Annotated in this window: 19 protein-coding genes; 15 read left to right on the plus strand and 4 right to left on the minus strand. The window is 61.8% G+C overall.

Annotated elements, in window-relative coordinates; all coding sequences use genetic code 11:
• Positions 1 to 127: 127 nt before the first annotated feature.
• From C9E91_RS14720 to C9E91_RS14735, 4 genes are read left to right on the plus strand one after another with little or no spacing between them, the layout of a single operon-like run.
• On the plus strand, positions 128 to 1135 hold the full coding sequence (locus tag C9E91_RS14720; RefSeq protein WP_107109034.1) for an ABC transporter permease: 1008 nt from the start codon (positions 128 to 130) through the stop codon (positions 1133 to 1135).
• Positions 1128 to 2018 carry an ABC transporter permease gene (locus tag C9E91_RS14725; RefSeq protein WP_107109035.1) on the plus strand — a complete coding sequence of 297 codons (891 nt, stop codon included), beginning with the start codon at positions 1128 to 1130 and terminating at the stop codon, positions 2016 to 2018. Before C9E91_RS14720 ends, C9E91_RS14725 begins: the two co-directional genes overlap by 8 nt.
• Entirely contained in the window at positions 2015 to 2887 is an 873-nt protein-coding gene (locus C9E91_RS14730) for an ABC transporter ATP-binding protein (protein WP_107109036.1), read from the plus strand. Before C9E91_RS14725 ends, C9E91_RS14730 begins: the two co-directional genes overlap by 4 nt.
• Positions 2884 to 3732 (plus strand): ATP-binding cassette domain-containing protein, encoded by an 849-nt coding sequence (locus tag C9E91_RS14735; RefSeq protein WP_107109037.1) that lies wholly within the window; start codon positions 2884 to 2886, stop codon positions 3730 to 3732. Before C9E91_RS14730 ends, C9E91_RS14735 begins: the two co-directional genes overlap by 4 nt.
• Before the next feature lie 5 nt (positions 3733 to 3737).
• On the opposite strand, the gene C9E91_RS14740 is transcribed toward C9E91_RS14735, so the two are convergent.
• Positions 3738 to 5348, minus strand: coding sequence for an AMP-binding protein (locus C9E91_RS14740; RefSeq protein ID WP_107109038.1), 1611 nt, complete (start codon positions 5346 to 5348; stop codon positions 3738 to 3740).
• A 300-nt stretch (positions 5349 to 5648) separates the two neighbouring features.
• Here C9E91_RS14740 and C9E91_RS14745 point away from each other — a divergent pair, with 300 nt between their 5' ends.
• From C9E91_RS14745 to C9E91_RS14780, 8 genes are read left to right on the plus strand one after another with little or no spacing between them, the layout of a single operon-like run.
• Complete coding sequence (locus C9E91_RS14745; RefSeq protein WP_107109039.1) at positions 5649 to 7967, plus strand: bifunctional salicylyl-CoA 5-hydroxylase/oxidoreductase; 2319 nt, start codon at positions 5649 to 5651, stop codon at positions 7965 to 7967.
• Between the two features lie 7 nt (positions 7968 to 7974).
• On the plus strand, positions 7975 to 8763 hold the full coding sequence (locus tag C9E91_RS14750) for an SDR family NAD(P)-dependent oxidoreductase (RefSeq protein WP_107109040.1): 789 nt from the start codon (positions 7975 to 7977) through the stop codon (positions 8761 to 8763).
• Positions 8760 to 9611, plus strand: a complete 852-nt coding sequence (locus tag C9E91_RS14755; protein WP_107109041.1) for an enoyl-CoA hydratase family protein — start codon at positions 8760 to 8762, stop codon at positions 9609 to 9611. The genes C9E91_RS14750 and C9E91_RS14755 overlap by 4 nt, the downstream gene beginning before the upstream one ends.
• A 4-nt stretch (positions 9612 to 9615) precedes the next feature.
• Positions 9616 to 10797 (plus strand): acyl-CoA dehydrogenase family protein, encoded by a 1182-nt coding sequence (locus C9E91_RS14760; protein ID WP_107109042.1) that lies wholly within the window; start codon positions 9616 to 9618, stop codon positions 10795 to 10797.
• A gap of 14 nt (positions 10798 to 10811) precedes the next feature.
• Positions 10812 to 11993: an acyl-CoA dehydrogenase gene (locus C9E91_RS14765; protein ID WP_107109450.1), complete on the plus strand. Its 1182-nt coding sequence runs from the start codon at positions 10812 to 10814 to the stop codon at positions 11991 to 11993.
• Between the two features lie 8 nt (positions 11994 to 12001).
• The gene (locus tag C9E91_RS14770) at positions 12002 to 12433 is read left to right on the plus strand and encodes an acyl-CoA thioesterase (RefSeq protein WP_107109043.1); all 432 of its coding nucleotides are present in this window, start codon (positions 12002 to 12004) and stop codon (positions 12431 to 12433) included.
• Positions 12411 to 12806 (plus strand): RidA family protein, encoded by a 396-nt coding sequence (locus tag C9E91_RS14775; protein ID WP_104824096.1) that lies wholly within the window; start codon positions 12411 to 12413, stop codon positions 12804 to 12806. The genes C9E91_RS14770 and C9E91_RS14775 overlap by 23 nt, the downstream gene beginning before the upstream one ends.
• A 12-nt stretch (positions 12807 to 12818) precedes the next feature.
• Positions 12819 to 14786 carry a 3-hydroxyacyl-CoA dehydrogenase NAD-binding domain-containing protein gene (locus C9E91_RS14780; protein WP_107109044.1) on the plus strand — a complete coding sequence of 656 codons (1968 nt, stop codon included), beginning with the start codon at positions 12819 to 12821 and terminating at the stop codon, positions 14784 to 14786.
• A gap of 5 nt (positions 14787 to 14791) precedes the next feature.
• On the opposite strand, the gene C9E91_RS14785 is transcribed toward C9E91_RS14780, so the two are convergent.
• A complete protein-coding gene (locus tag C9E91_RS14785) occupies positions 14792 to 16003 on the minus strand; it encodes an adenylate/guanylate cyclase domain-containing protein (RefSeq protein WP_107109045.1) in 1212 nt (403 codons plus the stop codon).
• A gap of 173 nt (positions 16004 to 16176) precedes the next feature.
• Positions 16177 to 16917, minus strand: coding sequence for an SDR family oxidoreductase (locus C9E91_RS14790; RefSeq protein WP_107109046.1), 741 nt, complete (start codon positions 16915 to 16917; stop codon positions 16177 to 16179).
• Between the two features lie 124 nt (positions 16918 to 17041).
• Here C9E91_RS14790 and C9E91_RS14795 point away from each other — a divergent pair, with 124 nt between their 5' ends.
• The 3 genes from C9E91_RS14795 (at position 17042) to C9E91_RS14805 (ending at position 19994) form a co-directional block, all read left to right on the plus strand.
• Positions 17042 to 17953 (plus strand): LysR family transcriptional regulator, encoded by a 912-nt coding sequence (locus C9E91_RS14795; RefSeq protein ID WP_107109047.1) that lies wholly within the window; start codon positions 17042 to 17044, stop codon positions 17951 to 17953.
• A gap of 138 nt (positions 17954 to 18091) precedes the next feature.
• Positions 18092 to 19438: an LLM class flavin-dependent oxidoreductase gene (locus C9E91_RS14800; protein ID WP_107109048.1), complete on the plus strand. Its 1347-nt coding sequence runs from the start codon at positions 18092 to 18094 to the stop codon at positions 19436 to 19438.
• Between the two features lie 13 nt (positions 19439 to 19451).
• Positions 19452 to 19994 (plus strand): carboxymuconolactone decarboxylase family protein, encoded by a 543-nt coding sequence (locus C9E91_RS14805; protein WP_107109049.1) that lies wholly within the window; start codon positions 19452 to 19454, stop codon positions 19992 to 19994.
• 188 nt (positions 19995 to 20182) lie between these two features.
• Here C9E91_RS14805 and C9E91_RS14810 read toward each other — a convergent pair whose 3' ends face one another.
• The gene (locus tag C9E91_RS14810; protein WP_107109050.1) at positions 20183 to 20611 is read right to left on the minus strand and encodes an OsmC family protein; all 429 of its coding nucleotides are present in this window, start codon (positions 20609 to 20611) and stop codon (positions 20183 to 20185) included.
• Positions 20612 to 20721: the final 110 nt, after the last annotated feature.

Here is a 20721-nt window from a genome sequence, read left to right on the forward strand (position 1 = left end):
GATGGAAGGCTGTGGATGCGTCTTTCCCCTTCTCCCCGTCAAAATGGGGAGAAGGTGCCCGACAGGGCGGATGAGGGGCTCGGGGCTCTCCATCGCCACCAGCGAATGCGATCGGAACTCATAACGAATGCTAGCAGTTTCCATTCTCAATCGCCTGATCATGGCCGCCATCACGCTGTTCGGCGTGGCGTTGATCGTCTTCGTGCTGCTGCGCGTCGTGCCGGGCGATCCGATTGCGATGATGATATCGCCGGGCGCTACTCCGACCGATATCGCCGCGCTGCGTGCCCATTACGGCCTCGACTCCAGCCTGCCGATGCAGTTCGGCATCTGGCTGAAATCGGTTTTGACGGGTGATTTCGGAACCTCGATCTCGTTGAAGCGTGACGTTCTCTCCTTGCTCGGCGAACGCCTGCCGGCGACGCTGGAGCTAGCCTTTGCAGCCCTGGCGCTGGCAGTTCTTCTCGGCGGCACGGTCGCCATTGTCGGCACGCTTGTCCGGCGCACGCCGCTGGAGCCCATTATCGATAGCCTCAACGGCCTCTTTCTCGCCGTGCCGGATTTCGTCTGGGCGCTTGCTCTCGTGCTGGTCCTCGGCGTTCTTTTTCCGCTCTTCCCGCTTTCCGGCCGCATCGATCCGAGCATCGACGCGCAATTCACGACGCCCTTCTATCTCATAGAAAGCCTGGTCACCTTCCGTTTCTCGATCTTCGCGGATATCGTCTCCCACATGGTCATGCCGGTGCTGGCGCTTGGCCTGCCGCTCGCCGCCATCATCGCCCGTGTGCTGAAGACGACGCTCTCGGAAGCCATGGTGCAGGACTATATTCTGCTCGCCAAACTCAAAGGCATGTCGAACCTGCGCCTGGTGCTGCAGGAAGCGCTCCGCAATGCTGTCGGCCCGACGATCGCGCTCACCGGCGTGCAGTTCACCTTCCTGATCGGCGGCACCGTCATCGTCGAGCGCATCTTCGCCTATCCCGGCATCGGCAATATGGCGATCGACGCCGTCATCAATCGCGACCTGCCCCTGATCCAGGGTCTTGTGCTGGTTTTCGGCGCCCTCTTTATTCTCATCAATCTGGCCGTCGATCTGCTGGTGGCCGCCTTCAATCCGAGGCTCGCCCATGGCTGATATCGCTGCGACCGCCTCCCTCAAACCACCACGCAACGCTAAGCGCCTGCGCGCGCTGCTATCGGAACCCAAGGTGATCTTCGGCGGCGGCTTCATCCTCATCCTGATCATCCTTGCGATCTTCGCACCCTATATCGCACCGAAAGACCCGCTGGAGCAGGACCTGATGTCGGGTACTTTGCCGCCCGTCTGGCTTAACGGTTCCGATCCGGGCTTTCTCCTTGGCACGGACGATCTCGGCCGCGACGTACTGTCTCGCGCCATCTTCGGCTCGCGCGTCGCCCTCATCGTCGCCTTCGTCGCGGCAGGCTTGGCGGCCTTGATCGGCACGCTGCTCGGCCTTTTCGCCGGCTGGTATGGCGGCTGGATCGACAAGGTGATCTCCAGACTCGTCGATATCTGGATGGCCTTTCCGCCGGTGCTGCTATCGATCCTGCTGGTGGCCGTTTTCGGCTCCGGCGTGCATTCGGTCATCGCCGCCATCGTCATCATCGACTGGACGCGCTTCTGCCGCGTCGTACGCTCCGAAACCCAGGCGCAGGCACAAATGGATTATGTCACCGCCGCCCGCACGATCGGCTTCTCGCGTGCAAAAATCCTGTTCAGCGAAATCCTGCCAAATGTCGCGCCTGTGCTGATCGCCCTCGTCAGCCTGGAGATGGGTATCGCCGTCATCGTCGAGGCCATCCTTTCCTTTGTCGGCCTGTCGGTCTCCTCGGACACGCCGACCTGGGGCGGCATGATCGCCCAAGGTAGGCAGATCATCTATGACGGCTGGTGGGTGCTCCTCGTGCCGCTCATCGCACTCTTCGCCACGGTGCTTGCCTTCAACCAACTCGGCGACGGCCTGCGCCGCGCCCTCGACCCGGTGATGCGCCGATGACCGAACCGCTTCTCTCCATCACCGGCTTGAACGCCGTCTCCGACCGCGATGACGGCGCGCCTATCCTGCGCGATGTCTCCCTGATATTGCAACGCGGCGAAGTCCGCGGCCTCGTCGGCGAAAGCGGCGCCGGCAAATCCACTATCGCCAAGGCCTTGCTCGGTATTTTGCCACGTACCGTACGCGTTACCAGCGGCTCAATTCTATTCGAAAGCCACGACTTGCTGAAACTGCCCGCGAAGCAGCTTCGCGACATCATGGGCAACGAGATCTCGCTGATCCCGCAGGACCCGCAGACCGCCCTCAATCCCGGCCGTCGCATCGAGGCGCAATTGACCGACGGTTTGCGGCTGAAGCGCGGCCTGTCTTCGCGCGATGCCAGGCTGCGGGCCCTGAAATTGCTGACGGAAGTACATATCCGCGATCCTGAACGGGTATTGCGCGCCTATCCGCACGAACTCTCCGGCGGCATGCGCCAGCGCATATTGATCGCCGCCGCCTTCGCGCTGGAGCCAAAACTGGTCGTTGCCGACGAGCCGACGACAGCGCTCGATGTCACGGTACAGAAGCAGATCCTGCGGCTAATCCGCGGCCTGCAGGAAGCGCACGGCACCGCCGTCATCTTCGTCACCCACGATCTTGGCGTCGTCGCGCAGATCTGCGACACCGTCACCCTGCTTTATGCCGGCAAGGTTATCGAGGAAGGCCGCACTGCTGACGTGCTCGGCAATCCCCAACACATCTATACGAAATCCCTCATCGCCGCCGGTCCGCGCTATGACCGGCCCGATGCCGGGCTGACGCCGGTGCCGCAAGCGGTTTTCGAACAATTGCGCCATGAAATCGGCATTCGGGAGGGCGGAAGATGAGTGCGTCCGACATACTCCTCTCCGCCAAAGGCCTCGACGTCACCTACGGCGCCAAGCGTCATCTTTTTGGCCCCGCCGACGGCGGCAACAGGGTGCTGCACAGCGTCGATGTCGACATCCGCCGCGGCGAGACTGTTGGCATCGTTGGCGAAAGCGGCTCCGGCAAGACGACGCTTGGACGGGCGCTGCTGCGGCTGGTCGACCTCTCCGCCGGCACGATCCATTTCGACGGCAAGGACATTACTCACATGCCGGACACCGAGATGCGGCCGCTGCGCCGGCGCATGCAGATGATCTTCCAGGACCCCATGGCCTCGCTCAATCCGCGCCATACGATCCGCCGCATTCTGGTCGAGCCGCTGTTGCTGCACGGGCTGGTGACTGACCGGCAGGCCGCCGAACGCCGGGTCGCTGCCATCCTCGACCGCGTGACGCTGCCGCATGCCTGTCTCGACCGCAATCCGCATGAGCTTTCCGGCGGCCAGCGCCAGCGCATCGGCATCGCCCGCGCCGCCCTGCTGGAGCCGGATTTCGTGCTTGCCGACGAAATCGTCTCCGGCCTCGATGTCTCGACGCAGGCGCAAGTGCTGAATTTGCTGAAGGAGCTTTCCCGCGATCTCGGCCTGTCCATGGCTTTCATCAGCCACGATCTCTCCGTCATTCGCGCCGTTTGCGACCGCGTCTATGTGATGCGCCGCGGCCGCGTCGTAGAGGAAGGCGATTGCGAACGTGTCTTTGCAGCACCGGCCTCCGGCTATACCCGCATGCTGCTGGACGCCATCCCGCTGCCGGAGATCGACCCGACCTGGCTCGGTCGCGAAACCGAGCAGGAGGATGCGGCTTAAGCCAGCTATTTGAGCCGAAAACGCTGGATCTTGCCCGATTCCGTCTTCGGCAAAGCGTCCACGAAGACGATCGAGCGGGGATATTTATAGGGCGCGATCATTGCCTTGACGTGATCCTGCAGCGTCTTCACCAGCAAATCCGAGCCGGCGATGCCGGGCATCAACACCACATGCGCCTGAACAATATGGCCGCGATCTTCATCGGGCTTGCCGACGACAGCGCATTCCAACACGTCACCATGCGATAGAAGTGCCGCCTCCACTTCCGGCCCGGCAATATTGTAGCCGGCCGAAAGAATAATATCGTCGGAGCGTGCGGCGAAGTGGAGATAGCCGTCTTCATCCTGGATGAAGCTGTCCCCCGTCACGTTCCAGCCATCCCTGACATAATCGCCCTGACGGTGGTCGGCGAGGTAGCGGCAACCGATCGGGCCGCGAACCACCAGCTTGCCGATCGTGCCGCGCGGGACTTCGTTCATGTCGTCGTCGACGACGCGCGCCTCGTAGCCGGCAAGCGGCTTGCCGGTGCAATTGGGCTTGGCATCGTCAAGCCGGTTGGAAATGAAGATATGCAGCAACTCGGTCGAGCCGATACCGTCGAGGATCGGCTTGCCAGTCTTTCGCGTCCACTCTTCGAAGATGGGCCCCGGCAGCGTCTCGCCGGCCGAAACCGCAATGCGGAGGGAAGAAAGATCCGCCCCTTCCTCCATCGCCGCCAGCATGGCGCGATAGGCAGTCGGCGCGGTGAAACTGATCGTCGCGCCATATTCCTGAATGATCTCGATCATATTCTTCGGCGAGGCGTTTTCGAGTAGCGCCGTCGACGCTCCGAACCGCAGCGGGAATACGACGAGACCACCAAGCCCGAAGGTAAAGGCGATCGGCGGTGAGCCGATGAAAACATCCTCGGGCGTTACCTGCAGGACTTCCTTGGCATAGGCATCGGCGATGATGAGGATATCCCGATGGAAATGCATGGTGGCCTTGGGAACGCCCGTCGACCCCGAGGTGAAGCCGAGCAGCGCCACATCATCCCGCCCCGTCTTTGCCGCCTCGAAACGCACCGGCTTGTTGAGCGCGATGCGATCAAGCTCTGCGTCGTGATTGGCGGTGCCGTCGAAGCCGACGACCTGCTTCAGAAACCGGCTTTCCTTCGCCGCCGCAACGAGATCTTCCAGCAGCCTCGTGTCGCAGAGCGCAAAAGTGATTTCCGCCTTGTCGATGATCTTCGACAACTCGCCTGATCGCAGCATCGGCATGGTGTTGACCGCGACGGCGCCGACCTTGGTCACAGCCAACCAGCAGGCAATCATCGCCGGATTGTTGCCCGAGCGGATGAGAACGCGATTGCCGGGCTTGATACCGAAATTCTCGACAAGCGCATGGGCGATGCGATTGGTCCAGTCCGCCAGCTCCTTGTAGGTACGCCGGCGGCCGTTGCCGATCAGCGCGACATGATCGCCGAAACCGCGCTCGACCATGCGGTCGCTGAGTTCGACACCGGCATTCAGCCATTCGGGATAGTCGAAACCGTCCAGCAGCAGCTCCGGCCATTCCCCTGCTAGCGGCAGGTTGTCCCGCGTGAATGTATCGGCATGACCCGTCGGTCCAAGCATGGTTCGCTCCCGCATTCCTCTCGACCCAATTCGACACCCAACGCCGATCTCCCGGTAGCGTGTGCAGCATCGCGGAAAATGATTGCACCGAAGGCGCAAATGTTCAAGCAAGAAATTTTAAGCCTAAAATAATTTAATACCCATTGATTTCACAGGATATTTTGATCTGATTGCGCCATCGGAATCGCATTTCGGGCTCAAAATCCCGCAACACAACTCTTGACGAATGGTGGCGACAAGATATTTTAAACTTAAATAATTTTCGTGACCCGGGCTTCGGCGTCACAGGAGGGATAAGCGATGCAAATCGTCTGTATCGGCGGCGGACCCGCGGGCCTCTATTTCGGGCTTCTGATGAAGAAGTTGCATCCCGAGCTTTCCATCAAGGTCGTTGAGCGCAACCGCCCCTATGACACCTTCGGCTGGGGTGTCGTCTTCTCCGATGCCACCATGGTATCGATGCGCGAATGGGATCCGGAAAGCGCCGCCGAGATCGAAGATGCCTTCAATCATTGGGATGATATCGAGGTCTGGTTCAAGGGCACGCGCCAGCGCACCTCCGGCCACGGCTTTGTCGGCATCGGCCGCAAGAAGCTGCTGAATATCCTGCAGAAGCGCTGCGAAGCGCTTGGCGTCGAGCTGATCTTCGAGACCGACGTAACGTCCGATCTCGACTTTCCGGACGCCGATCTGATTATCGGTTCGGATGGTCTTAACTCGAAGATTCGTAACCACTATCCCGACGTCTTCCAGCCGGACATGATCACCCGGCCGAATCGCTACATCTGGCTCGGCACCAACAAGCTCTACGACGCATTTACCTTCGATTTCCGCAAGAGCGAGTACGGCTGGTTCCAGGCGCATATCTACAAGTTCGACGACAAGACCTCGACCTTCATCGTCGAAACCACCGAGGAAGCCTATCTTGCCCACGGTCTCAACAAAATGGATCAGGACGGCTCGATCGCCTTCTGCGAAAACTTGTTCTCGGAAGTGCTCGACGGCGCCTCGCTGATGACCAATGCCCGCCATATCCGCGGCTCGGCCTGGCTGAACTTCAACCGGCTGATCTGCGGCAAGTGGAGTCATTTCAACGGCAATTCGCATGTCGTGCTGATGGGCGACGCCGCCCACACCGCGCATTTCGCCATCGGCTCCGGCACGAAACTCGCCATTGACGACGCGATCGAGCTGACCCGGCAATTCCAGATCCACGGGCACAGCAAGGAAAAGATTCCGGCGATTCTCGAAACCTATGAAGAGATCCGCCGCGTCGACGTCGCCCGCATCCAGAACGCGGCGCGCAATGCCATGGAATGGTTCGAAGTGGTCGGGAGGCGCTATGCCGACACGCTAGAACCCGAGCAGTTCATGTATTCGATGCTCACCCGCTCGCAGCGCATCAGCCACGAGAACCTGCGGCTGCGCGATAAGGACTGGCTGGAAGGTTATGAACGCTGGTTCGCCAAGAAATCCGGCCTTGCGGTCGGCAACGAGCGCTGCCTGCCGCCGATGTTCACGCCCTATCAGCTACGCGACGTGACGCTCATCAACCGCATCGTAGTCTCGCCCATGGCGATGTATTCGGCAGAAAACGGCGTGATGAACGATTTTCACATCATCCATCTCGGCTCACGCGCGCTCGGTGGTGCTGGTCTCGTCTTTGCGGAAATGACCTGCGTCACGCCCGATGCCCGCATTACCCCCGGCTGCCTCGGCCTCTGGAACGAAGAACAGGCGGCACAGTGGCGGCGGCTTGTCGAATTCGTCCATTCAAACAGCGCCGCCAAGGTCGGCATCCAGCTCGGCCATGCCGGCCGCAAAGGGGCAACCAAAGTTGCCTGGGAGGGCATCGATCAGCCAGTAGCCGAAGGCGAATGGCCGCTGATCTCGGCATCCGCCGTTCCCTATCTCAGGAATAGTCAGATACCCAAGGCCATGGACCGCGCCGATATGGACCGCGTCAAGGCCGATTTCGTCCGTGCGACGGAACTGGCGATCACCACGGGCGCCGATTGGCTGGAACTGCACTGCGCCCACGGCTATCTCCTGTCGAGCTTCCTGTCGCCGCTCACCAATGTGCGCGACGACGAGTACGGTGGCAGCCATGAAAACCGCGCCCGCTACCCGCTGGAAATCTTCCGGGCCATGCGCACAATCTGGCCGGAGGACAAGCCCATGTCCGTGCGTCTTTCCTGCCATGACTGGACCGATGGCGGCAACACGCCGGAGGATGCGGCGATTTTCGCGGCCCTGTTCAAGAAAGCCGGCGCCGATCTGATCGATTGTTCGTCCGGTCAGGTGTCGAAGGAGGAAAAGCCGGTCTATGGCCGCCTGTTCCAGACACCATTCTCGGACAAGATCCGCAATGAGATCGGCATTCCAACGATCGCCGTCGGCGCGATCTCGGAGGCCGATCATGCCAATTCGATCATCGCCGCTGGTCGTGCCGATCTCTGCGCTGTCGCCCGTCCGCATCTGGCCGATCCCGCCTGGTCGCTGCACGAAGCCGCCAAGATCGGCCTGACCTCGATCCCCTGGCCGAAGCAATATCTCTCCGGCAAGATGCAATATGAAAACAATCTTGCCCGCGCGGCAGCGGCCACGCCGGCGAAGTGAGCAACCGATGACGACATCAGGCAAATTTGTGGGCCGCCACGCCCTCGTCACCGGCGCCGGTAGCGGCATCGGCGCCGCGATCGCGCGGGCGCTCGCTGCCGAGGGTGCACGCGTGACGCTTGCCGGGCGAAAAAGAGAACCGCTCGAGGCCGTCGCTGCCGACATTGGCGCGAATGCTCTCGTCGTTGACGGTTTCGACGTCACCAGCGTCGAAGCGATTGCCGGCGGCGTGAACGCTGCCCGCGAAAAATTCGGCCCTGTCGATATTCTCGTCAACAATGCCGGCGAGGCACCAACTGCGCCTTTCGAGAAGACCAGCCTGGACATGTGGAATCGCGTCCTGACGGTCGATCTCACCAGCGTTTTCCTGGTGACGCAAGCTGCCCTACCCGACCTTAAAGCGCACGGAGCCGGCGCGCGCATCATCAACATCGCCTCGACGGCGGGCCTGACCGGCTACGGCTACGTGTCCGCCTATGTTGCCGCCAAGCATGGCGTCGTCGGCCTGACGCGCTCGTTGGCGCTGGAGCTGGCAAAGACTGGTATCACGGTCAACGCCGTGTGCCCCGGTTTCACCGATACGCCGATCATCGAACGCTCGATCGCCACCATCGTCGCCAAAACAGGGCGCACGGCGGAACAGGCGCTTGCGGAGTTCACGAAATCCAATCCGCAGGGACGGCTCGTCAAGCCCGAGGAGGTTGCCGACACCGTTCTTTGGTTGGCATCGCCGGCGGCGGCATCGATCAATGGTCAGGCAATTGCGGTTGCCGGTGGGGAGGTTTTAGCGGGATGAGCGATCGGGATATGACGATGCGGGGCCATCTGAAGCCCTTCAAAGATTACAAGCCGCAGCATTTCCTCTGGGAGGTCAGCGATGACGGCCGCGTCGCCACGATCCGGCTGAACCGCCCGGAGCGCAAGAACCCGCTGACGTTCGACAGCTATGCCGAACTGCGCAATCTCTTCCGCGACCTCGCCTACGCCTCTGACGTCCGCGCTATAGTGCTGACCGGAGCTGGCGGTAATTTCTCGTCCGGCGGCGATGTCTTCGAGATCATCGAACCGCTGACCCGCATGGCAATGCCCGAGCTTCTCGCCTTCACGCGCATGACCGGCGATCTGGTCAAAGCCATGCGCAAGTGCCCGCAGCCGATCATTTCCGCCGTCGACGGTATCTGCGCCGGTGCCGGCGCCATCCTCGCCATGGCCTCCGACCTGCGCCTGGCGACGTTCGAAGCCAAGACCGCCTTTCTCTTCACGCGCGTCGGCCTTGCCGGCGCCGACATGGGCGCATGCGGCATCCTTCCCCGCATCATCGGCCAGGGCCGTGCCGCTGAACTGCTGTTCACGGGTCGCTCGATGACATCGGCCGAAGGCCATGCCTGGGGTTTCTACAACAGCTTGCATGTCAGCGCTGATCTGGAGCCGGAAGCCATCAGGCTCGCCAGTTCGCTAGCGAATGGGCCATGGTTCGCGCATGGCATGACCAAGACCATGCTGAACCAGGAATGGGCGATGGGCATCGACGAGATGATCGAATCCGAGGCGCAGGCCCAAGCGGTCTGCATGGCCACCCAGGATTTCCGCCGTGCCTTCGAAGCCTTCGCCGCCAAGCGCAAGCCTGAATTCCAGGGGAATTGAGGCTATGTCCGCTGCATCAAGCCTCTCCGGGCCGAGCCGAGATCATCTGGATTGGCCGTTCTTCGATGAACGCCACCGGGAATTCGTGGCTGAAGTCGACGCTTTCGCCAAATCCTCCGCCATGGCCGATATCGACCATGGCGATGTCGACGGCACCTGCCGCAAGCTGGTCAAGGCGCTCGGCGACGCCGACCTCCTCGCTGCCGCCACAGGCACCTCGGACAGCGACCCGTTGATCGATTCCCGCCTCGTTTGTCTCGCGCGCGAAACGCTCGCCTGGCACGATGGCCTTGCCGATTTCGCTTTCGCCATGCAGGGCCTCGGCACCGGCGCGATCGGATTATCCGGCTCGCCCGAACTGCGCGACGCCGTGCTGCCGAAAGTTCGCGCCGGCGACTGGCTCGCGGCCTTTGCGCTGTCGGAAAAGGATGCCGGCTCGGATGTCGCCGCGATGAGTTGCGCGGCCCGCGCCGATGGCGATCACTATGTTCTCGATGGCGAAAAGACCTGGATTTCCAATGGCGGCATCGCCGATATCTACACCGTTTTCGCCCGCACAGGCGAGGCGCCGGGCACGCGCGGCATTTCCGCCTTCGTCGTCTTCGCTGATGATCCCGGCTTCTCGATCGCCGAACGGATCGAAGTGATCACGCCGCATCCGCTGGCGACGATCCGTTTCGAAAACTGCCGCATCCCCGCGTCGCGCCGGCTCGGCGCACCGGGCGAAGGCTTCAAGATCGCCATGCGCACACTCGATATCTTCCGCGCCTCGGTCGCCGCCGCCAGCCTTGGCTTTGCGCGGCGGGCGCTGGATGAGTCGCTGGCGCATGTCCGCACGCGGCCGATGTTCGGCGCGACGCTCGGCGACCTTCAGTTGACGCAGGCAGCCCTCGGCGATATGGCGACCGGCATCGACGCGGCAGCCCTCCTCACCTATCGAGCGGCCTGGCGTCGCGACGTGCAGCATCTGCCGACGACGCGCGAGGCGGCCATGGCCAAGATGACGGCCACGGAAACCGCGCAGGCCGTCATCGACCGCGCCGTCCAGCTTTTCGGCGGACGAGGCGTCAAAGCGGGAGAAATAACGGAAAAACTCTATCGGGAGATACGCGCACTTCGTATTTACGAAGGTGCGACGGAGGTTCAGAAACTGATCGTTGCGCGCGAACTTCTGAAGACAAATTGATGGAGATTGAGAGCATGAGCCGCGAGATTTTCGACTGGGCCGACCCGTTCCGGCTGACGGAGCAGTTGAGCGACGATGAACGCATGGTGCTTGATACCGCACATTCCTACGCGCAGGAGAAACTGGCGCCCCGCGTCCTCGAAGCCTTCCGCCATGAGAAGACCGACCCGTCGATCTTCCGTGAAATGGGCGAACTCGGCCTGCTCGGTCCGACGATCGCGCCGGAGTACGGCGGCGCCGGCCTTGGCTATGTCGCCTATGGCCTGATCGCCCGTGAGGTCGAGCGCGTCGACAGCGGCTACCGCTCGATGATGAGCGTGCAATCCTCGCTCGTCATGGTGCCGATCAATGCCTTCGGTTCAGAAGAGCAGAAGCAGAAATATCTGCCGAAGCTTGCCACCGGCGAATGGATCGGCTGCTTCGGCCTCACGGAACCTAACCACGGCTCCGATCCCGGCTCGATGGTAACCCGCGCCAAGAAGGTCGATGGCGGCTATAGCCTGACCGGTGCCAAGACCTGGATTTCCAATGCACCGATCGCCGACGTCTTCGTCGTCTGGGCCAAGACCGAAGACGGCGTTATCAGAGGTTTCATCCTGGAAAAGGGCTGGAAAGGCCTGTCAGCCCCCGCCATCCACGGCAAGGTAGGCCTGCGCGCCTCCATCACCGGCGAAGTCGTCATGGACAATGTCTTCGTGCCGGAAGAAAACCTGCTGCCGAACGTTTCCGGCCTCAAAGGCCCCTTCACCTGCCTGAACTCGGCCCGCTTCGGCATTGCCTGGGGCGCTCTCGGCGCGGCCGAGGATTGCTACGCCAAGGCGCGGCAATATGTGCTCGACCGCAAACAGTTCGGCCGGCCGCTCGCTGCCAACCAGCTCATCCAGAAGAAGCTTGCCGACATGGTGACCGAGATCACCCTCGGCCTGCAGGGTTGCCTGAGGCTCGGCCGCTTGAAGGAAGACGGCCATCCGCCGGTGGAGCTAACCTCGATCCTCAAGCGCAATAGCTGCGGCAAGGCACTCGAGATCGCCCGCGCCGCCCGCGACATGCTCGGTGGCAACGGCATTTCCGACGAGTTCGGCATCGCCCGCCATCTCGTCAACCTCGAAGTCGTCAACACCTACGAAGGCACGCACGACATCCACGCCCTCATCCTCGGCCGTGCCATCACCGGCATCGCCGCTTTTTCGAACTGAGGCCGGCCTTGGCATTCAAAACCACCAGACCCCTGCGCTTCGGAGACTGCGATCCCTCGGGGATCGCCTATTTCCCGTCGTATCTGAACATCCTCGTCGGGGTGCTGGAGGATTTTTTCGGCTCGTTGGGTTTTCCCTGGAAGGCGCTGGTCAACGACCGCCGCATCGGCGTGCCGACCGTACGGCTCGACTTGACCTTCGTGCGCCCTGGCTTTCAGGGCGATGAGCTTGATTTCGTGGTGGCGGTGCGCGGCATCGGTCGTTCCTCGCTCGATCTGGAACATCAGGTTTCGGCGAATGGTCAAGTCCTATGGACCGCCCGCCATCGTGTCGTTTCCACCTCCCTCGACACCCATCAATCGCTTGCGTGGCCGGACGATATCCGCGCTGCGCTGACCTCTCATCTGGAGATGACCGATGCACACCATCCTGCAACCTGAAGGCTGGGCCAAGCCGATCGGCTATGCCAATGGCATGGCGGCAACCGGTCGCATGGTGTTCGTCGGCGGCCAAGTCGGCTGGAACGCCGCGTGCGAATTCGAAAGTGACGATTTCGTCGAGCAGGTGCGCCAGACGCTGAAGAATGTCGTCGCCATTCTCGCCGAGGGCGGCGCCAAGCCGCAGCACATCACCTCGATGACCTGGTATTTCACCGATAAGAGCGAATATCTCGCCAATCTCAAGGGCATCGGCCAGGTCTATCGCGAGATCATCGGCCGGCATTTTCCAGCCATGGCCGCCGTGCAGGTCGTCGCCCTCGTGGAGGACCGCGCCAAGATCGAGATCCAGGCGACCGCCGTTATTCCGGAATAGGATGGGCTCGCCATGTCGGCATCGCGCTTTTCGGATACTGTTTCGGCGACGCTGACCGATGACGTTCTCGTCGTCACCATCGACAATCCGCCCGTCAATGCACTCTCCGCCGATGTCCGCGCCGGCCTCATGACGGCGCTCGATCGCGCCGAGAAGGACAACGCGGTCGTTGCTGTCATATTGACGGGGGCAGGCAACACTTTCATCGGCGGCGCCGATATTAAGGAATTCGGCAAACCGCCCGTTGAGCCGCTGCTGCCGCAAGTCATTGCCCGCATCGAAGATTTCTCCAAACCCGTTGTTGCCGCTATGAACGGCGCCACGCTCGGCGGCGGCCTGGAAGTGGCACTCGCCTGCCACAAGCGCGATGCCGTGCCCTCCGCGAAAATCGGCCTGCCAGAAGTCAAGCTCGGCATCGTTCCCGGTGCCGGCGGTACGCAACGCCTCCCCCGCCTGATCGGCACCGCCGCTGCCATCGAACTGATCTCCAATGGACGCGTTGTCTCGGCCAGCGAAGCAAACAAACTCAGTATCATCGATAGCCTGGTCGAAAACTCGCTGATCGCTGCGGCCATTGCCGCCGCCAAGAGCGCAGCCGATCTTCCCTTGCGACGCACCGGCAAATTGCCTGTCCCGTCAGACTCTGAGGAGGCCATCGACAAAGCGGTCGCGGAAGCTCTTCGCAAGGCGCGTGGTCAGCACGCGCCCGCCGAAGCCGTCCGCCTTGTTCGCCTTGCCGCGACGACATTGCTGGACGAGGGACTCGCCGAAGAACGCCGCACCTTCGTCGCCCTTCGGGATAGCGAAGAGGCTGCAGCCCTGCGCCACGTCTTTTTCGCGGAACGCGCCGCCGGCAAGGTCGAAGGCCTGGAAAAAGTTGCGCCGCGCAAGATCGAAACCGTCGGCCTCGTCGGCACCGGCCTCATGGGCTCCGGCATTGCAGTGGCGGCCTTGAACGCCGGCTACCGCGTCGTCGGCATCGAGCAAACCCGGGAAGCCGCCGACAAAGGCCGAGAGCGGATTACCGGCATCCTCGACAAAGCTGTACAATCCGGCCGCCTCGATACAGCAGGCCGCGACGATCGCCTGAGCCGGTTGGCGGTCGCCGCCGATGCGCAGGAGTTCGCGCAAGCCGATCTCATCATCGAAGCCGTCTTCGATGATCTGACCGTCAAGACCGAGCTGTTCCAGCGCCTTGATGGCATCGTACGCGCCGACACCATCCTTGCGACCAACACCAGCTACCTCGATCCAAATATCATCGCCGCCGCAACCGCGCATCCTGAGCGGGTCGTCGGCCTGCATTTCTTTTCGCCCGCCAACATCATGCGGCTGCTGGAAGTCGTGAATTGCCACAAGACCGCGCCTGATGTGCTGGCAAGCGCCCTCGCCTTCGCCAAGCGCCTCGGAAAACTACCGGTCGTCTGTGGCGTCACCGAGGGCTTCATCGGCAATCGCATCTTTTCTGCCTATCGCCGCGAAGCCGAATTCATGGTCGAGGACGGCGCGCTGCCGCATGAAATCGATGCGGCGCTGGAAGCCTATGGCTTCCCGATGGGTCTCTTCGCCGTCTACGACATGGCCGGCCTCGAAATCGCCTGGGCGCGGCGCAAACGCCAGGCGCCAACACGCGATCCTGCCGCCCGCTATGTCGTCATCGCCGATCGCCTCTGCGAAGCCGGCCGCTTCGGTCAGAAGGCCGGGCGGGGCTGGTACAGCTATCCGGATGGCCAGCGCACGGTAGATCCCGAAGTCACAGCGCTGATCGAAGCCGCCCGCGCCGAAAAAGGCATTGCGCCGAAGAGCTTTACCGCAGACGAGATCGTCACCCGGCTGCTGAAGGCGATGGCCGATGAGGGCGAGGCGCTCTTGGCCGAGGGCATCGCCGCCCGCGCCAGCGATATCGATCTGGTGATGATCAACGGCTACGGTTTCCCGCCGCACAAAGGCGGCCCGATGTTCGCCGGAGGTCGCCGTTGAGGTGATCAAGCCGCCGAAGACAGCAGCGTGAACAGCTCCTGCGGCCGGTTGACGCCGCGCAGCGCGTAGCGGCCGACGGAGACGAGATCGTTGCTCTGGCTGGACGCCAGAGCGGAGACGAAATTCGACGACATCAGGATGTTGCGATCGGCCGAACGGCACATGGACGCAATGCGGCTAACCTCGTTGACGGCCGGGCCGATGACGGTGAAATCCAGCCGGTCCATGCTGCCGATATTGCCGTAAAAGACATCGCCGATATGCAGGCCGAGATAGACGTCCGTCACCGGCCTGCCCTCGATCTGCCGCTGGGAATTGAGATCGCGCAGCCGCTGGCGCAGCAACGATTCCGCCATCAGCGCCGCAGCGCAAGCATCCCCCGCATCGCGCGCCTTGAAGATCGCCAGCGTGCCGTCGCCGATCAGCTTCAACACGTTGCCCCCTGCCTCGTGGATCGAGGAAATCACAGCGTCCGCATAAGCATTCAGCATCGGAATGATTTCATCGGGCTCGGCTGTGTCCGAAATGCGGGTATAGTTGGCGAGATCGGAGAACCACAGTGCCGCCGAGATCCGCTCGGCCTTACCGCGTGTGATCTTGCCTTCGAGAACATGCCGGGCGGCATCCTCGCCCAGATAGACCTCGGCAATGGTGCGCGCGATGCGTCCCATAGCAGTGCATTTGATCGCCAATGCCAGGGCCGGTGTCAGCTTACGCAGCACGCGCAGGTCCTCGTCAGGGAAACCCACTCCGGCGGTGGTGGCAAAATGAGAATAGAAACAATCCATCTCGCCGATGGTGCCGCCTTCCTCGAACCGGTGCACCATGGCGAGGTAATCGGTGTGGCCATCAGTCTTCAACGTGTCGAGCCCGAAGAAATCGATCGGGTCGCCGAAGCCGATGCGGCGACGCACCTCGTCTCCGCCTGTTTCCAGCAAATGATAGAAGGAGGAACGCAGCCAGTTCTCGGCGGCGATCCCTTGATGCGACGGCCCATATTCGAACTCGCGTTCAATCACCTGGTTGCCGTCCCAGCGGAAGGCTCGCCCCTCATAGACCGGATGCAGCGTATCCATCAGCGCCATGGCGCGGTCGACGTTCAGCCCGCGCTCTCGGCATGCCTCGCAGAAGCCTGCCAGGATGTCGGCTTCTCCCATGCCTTTGAGGCCGCTCTGCATGAGCCAGGAGGCGATTTCGCCAATGTCCTTATCGTTCATGGATATCTCCCGCCCCAGAAAGGATTCGCTTTAATACCAAATAGGCAGGCTTGAAGTGTTGCACAACGCAAAATAGTCCACCCAAAACAAATGATCGCCGCTCCTGCGGGACGGAAGCGGCGATTTGACGCGCTGGTAGCGACGGGACTCATCCCGCCGCCACCTGGGAGGGTTCAGATCATGCCGCCATTGGCGCGCAGCGTCTGACCGTTGATCCAGCCGCCGTCCGGGCCGGCGAGGAATGAGACGGCAGCGGCGATGTCTTCCGGCGTACCCAGCCGCTCCAGCGGGTTCATCTTGGCCATGCGATCGATCAGCTCGTCGCTCTTGCCGTTGAGGAAGAGGTCGGTCGCCGTCGGGCCGGGCGCCACGGCATTGACCGTGATCGAACGGCCGCGCATTTCCTTGGCCATGATGCCGGTCAGCGTTTCGACGGCGGCCTTGGTTGCAGCGTAAACGCCATAAGTCTCGAGCTTGAGCCCGACGACGCTGGTCGAGAAGTTGATGATCCGGCCGCCGTCGCGCAGGCGCTTGCCGGCTTCGCGCAGCGCATTGAACGTCCCCTTCAGATTGATGGCGATGTGCCGATCGAAATGGGCGTCGTCGGCATCGGCGATCTTGGCGAGCTGCATGATGCCGGCATTGTTGACCAGCACGTCGACGCCCCCAAAAGCGGCTTCGGCAGCATCGAACATGCGACGCACGGCTTCGGCATCGGAAACATCAGCCTTGGCGGTCAGCGCCTTGCCACCCTTTCCTTCGATCTTGCGGGCAAGCTCCTCGGCGGCGGCTTCGCTGCCGGAGTAATTGATGACGACCGTGAAACCGTCCTTTGCAAGACGCTCCGCAACCGCCGCGCCGATACCGCGAGATGCACCGGTAACGATAGCTACCCTGTTGGAGTTATTGGCCATTGTCTTCATCCTTCGCTGTAATTGCGCTGTAGCGCGTTTCGATGAGAGGAAGATGCCTCTTTTCAAACGGCGGATAATCAGCCATTAATCGGCATCACTAGCCGAAATTTCCGAACAAAGAAAAATGGACAGATTCGATGCCATGCGGGTATTTTCCCGCGTCGTGGAACGGCGCAGCTTCACGCTGGCTGCTGAAGATACCGGTCTGCCGCGCTCCACGGTGACGGATGCCGTCAAACAATTGGAGGCGCGCCTCGGCGTTCGCCTGCTGCAGCGAACGACGCGGCATGTCAGCCCGACGTTGGATGGCGAGGCCTACTATCAGCGTTGCCTGCGCATTCTATCAGACATAGAGGACGCCGAGGGTGCCTTTGCCGGCGCCAAGCCGAAGGGTCTCCTGCGCGTCGACGTCCATGGAACATTGGCCCGGCATTTCGTACTCCCGAACCTGTCGTCTTTCCTGGAGACCTATCCGGAAATCGAGCTTTACATGACAGAGGGCGACCGCCTTGTTGACCTCATTCGCGAAGGCATCGATTGTGTGCTGCGTGTCGGCACACCACAGGACAGCGACATGATCGCTCGCCGCGTCGCCATGCTGGAGGAGATCACGCTGGCGGCACCTGCCTATATCGAACGCTTCGGCATGCCGCTGCATCCGGACGCCCTCGACGGTCACCGCATGGTCGGCTTCCGCTCCTCGGCGACCGGCGTATTGCTGCCGCTAGAATTCATCGTCGACGGCGCAGTGCGCAATATCGCCTTGCCCGCGACGGTCTCCGTCAATGCTGCAGAGAGTTATTTTTCAGCGGCCAAGCTCGGCCTCGGCCTGATCCAGGTGCCGCGCTATCACGCCGAATATGCCCTGAAATCCGGCGAGCTGGTTCACGTCCTCAAGGACTTTCCACTGACGAAGACACCCGTCTCCATGCTCTATCCCCGCAACCGCCAACTCTCACCACGGGTGCGCGTCTTCATCGACTGGCTCGTCAAGGTTTTTGCCCGGCAGACCGAGGTGGAAAGCGGCGCTGGATAAATATTCCATCGAACCGATCAAATAAATGAAATCGGCTCTTTGAATGCGCCGATTAGGCTCCTACGTCGAGGGAGACATTCTCGCTGGCTTGCCCGCACATGCCGCCATGAACCCGTGATGTTCGAGAGGGATGGACCCATGACTGAACAGAAGCAACTGAAGCTTGGGGCCTTCATGCGCCCCGTCAGCCTTCATACCGGCGCATGGCGCTATCCCGGCGCCTATCCGGACGCGAATTTCAATTTCAAACATATCAAGAGTTTTGCGCAAGCGCTGGAACAGGCAAAATTCGATGCCTTCTTCATGGCCGATCATCTTGCCGTGCTGAACATGCCCGTCGAGGCGCTGAAGCGCAGCCATACCGTCACGTCCTTCGAGCCCTTCACACTGCTCTCGGCGCTTGCCGCCGTCACCGAAAAGATCGGTCTCGTCGCCACGGCCTCCACCACCTTCGATCAGCCCTATCACATCGCCCGCCGTTTCGCCTCCCTCGACCATATCAGCGGCGGTCGCGCCGGCTGGAATATCGTCACGACATCCAATCCGGACGCAGCGCTGAATTTCGGCCTTGAAGAGCATATGGAGCACGGTGAGCGCTATCACCGCGCCCGTGAATTCTACGATGTCGTGACCGGCCTCTGGGACAGCTTCGCCGACGACGCTTTCCTCCGCAATGCCGAAAGCGGCCTCTTCTTCGATCCGGAAAAGATGCATGTGCTTGCCCACAAGGGCGAGGAACTGAGCGTTCGCGGGCCGCTCAACATTGCCCGCCCGCCGCAGGGCTGGCCGGTGATCGTCCAGGCCGGACAATCGGATGCCGGACGCCAGCTTGCCGCCGAAACCGCCGAGGCGGTTTTCGCCGCCCCACGCAATCTCGCCGACGGCAAGGCGATTTTCGCCGACATCAAGGGCCGGATGAAGCACATCGGCCGCAACCCGGATCACCTGAAGATACTTCCCGCCGCCTTCATCGTCGTCGGCGATACCGTCGAGGAGGCAAAGGCCAAACGCGCCAAGCTCGATAGCCTCGTCCATTACGAAAGCGCCATTGCCTCCCTGTCGATCGCCTTGGGCCATGACGCCTCAGGCTTCGACCCTGACAGTCCGCTGCCGGAGATCCCGGAAACCAATGCCAGCAAGAGCGGCAGGGAGCGCGTCATCGCATTGGCGGTGGAGGAGAAGCTGACCGTCCGCCAGCTTGCCCAACGGCTTGGCGGCTATGCCGGTCTCGCCTTCGTCGGCACGCCGCAGACGATCGCCGATGAGATGGAACAATGGCTGCGCGAGGAAGGCTCCGACGGCTTCAACGTCGTCTTCCCCTTCCTGCCGCAGGGCTTGCTGGACGTGACCACGCGCGTCGTTCCGGAACTGCAGCGCCGCGGCATCTTCCGCCGCGAATACGAGGGCACGACACTGCGCGACCATCTCGGCCTGCCGCGTCCGGCAAACCGCTTCTTCACCCCGACGTCCGAAGCGGCGCAATGAGAGACAACAGCCGATGAGCCATATCACGCCGATCGATTACGACACCGCTTCCGAAGCCGTCCGCGCCGAACACGACCGCGAAGTGCAACTGCGCGGCCGCATGACCAATATGAAGCGGACGCTGCTGCACTCGCCGGTGGCGCACCGCATCTACGCCGAATGGTTCACGTTGCGCGAAGAACTGCGCCCGGCGCTCGACGACCGCGCGGTCTGGCTTTTCTGTCATGCCATTTCGCTGCAAAGCCGCTCGATCATCCCGGTCGGCTTCTTCCGCCGGGCGCTGATCAATGCCGGCCTGACGCCGGAAACGCTCGTACCCGCGGAAGACGAGGCATTGTTGATCGATTTCGGCAAGGCGATCGTCAGGGATTCCAACACCGTGCCGGAAGAATTGTGGGACCGGTTGAAGGCACGCTACGACGAACCGACGCTCGCCAATCTCGTCGCTTTCGCCGGCATCATGATTGCGACGGCGGTCTACAACAATGTGGTCAAGGTGGATATCGATCCCGAGCTTGGGCCTTATCTGGAAGGATTCGAGCTGCCGCCAGAGTAGCGGAGAAAGCCCCTCACCCCAACCCTCTCCCCGTTTTGACGGGGAGAGGGAGCGACGTCGCCAAAACCCTCGCCCAACGCCATGCGGAGAGAGGGACGGTGATGGCGCTGCAATCCCCTTCTCCCCGTCAGAACTGGGAGAAGGTGCCCGACAGGGCGGATGAGGAGCTTTCGCTGCTTAATCCGATCTCACCCCGAAATCACCATCTCGAACTTCGGATTCCCCCGGATCGTGTTGCTGACCGTGCAAATTTCCTCCTCGGCAGCATGCGCGATGGCGCTGCGGATTTCGTCGCCGAAATCGCCCTTGATGGTGAAGGCGATGTTGAATTTTTCGACGCGTGACAGCCCTTCCGTCGCCTTCTCGCCGGTCACGACGGCAGTCACTTCCGTCAGCTTGTCGAGCACGCCGAGACTGCTCGCGGCCATGCGGGCGCTGAGCACGAGACAGGCGGACAGCGAGGAATAAAGCAGATCGAGCGGATTGAAGCCAGGCAGTGACGGCGAGGTGACGATATCGATCTCGCCACCGGTCACCGACGTCACATGCGGCAGGCCAGTGCGGCCGACCGTCGCTGTCGCGCCCGTCTGTCTCGTCTTCACCTTCAATTCGGCCATCTCGAAAATCCCTCGGATAAAATCGTTGAAACTGCTCCCTAAAACATAGGGATTGCGCTTACCCGACACAATCGGGCGTGACCTGCCCTTGCGTGTTCGCGCCAGTTGCG

The sequence above is a fragment of the Rhizobium sp. SEMIA4064 genome (genome assembly GCF_003025035.1).
Classification (GTDB): Bacteria; Pseudomonadota; Alphaproteobacteria; order Rhizobiales; family Rhizobiaceae; genus Rhizobium; species Rhizobium paranaense.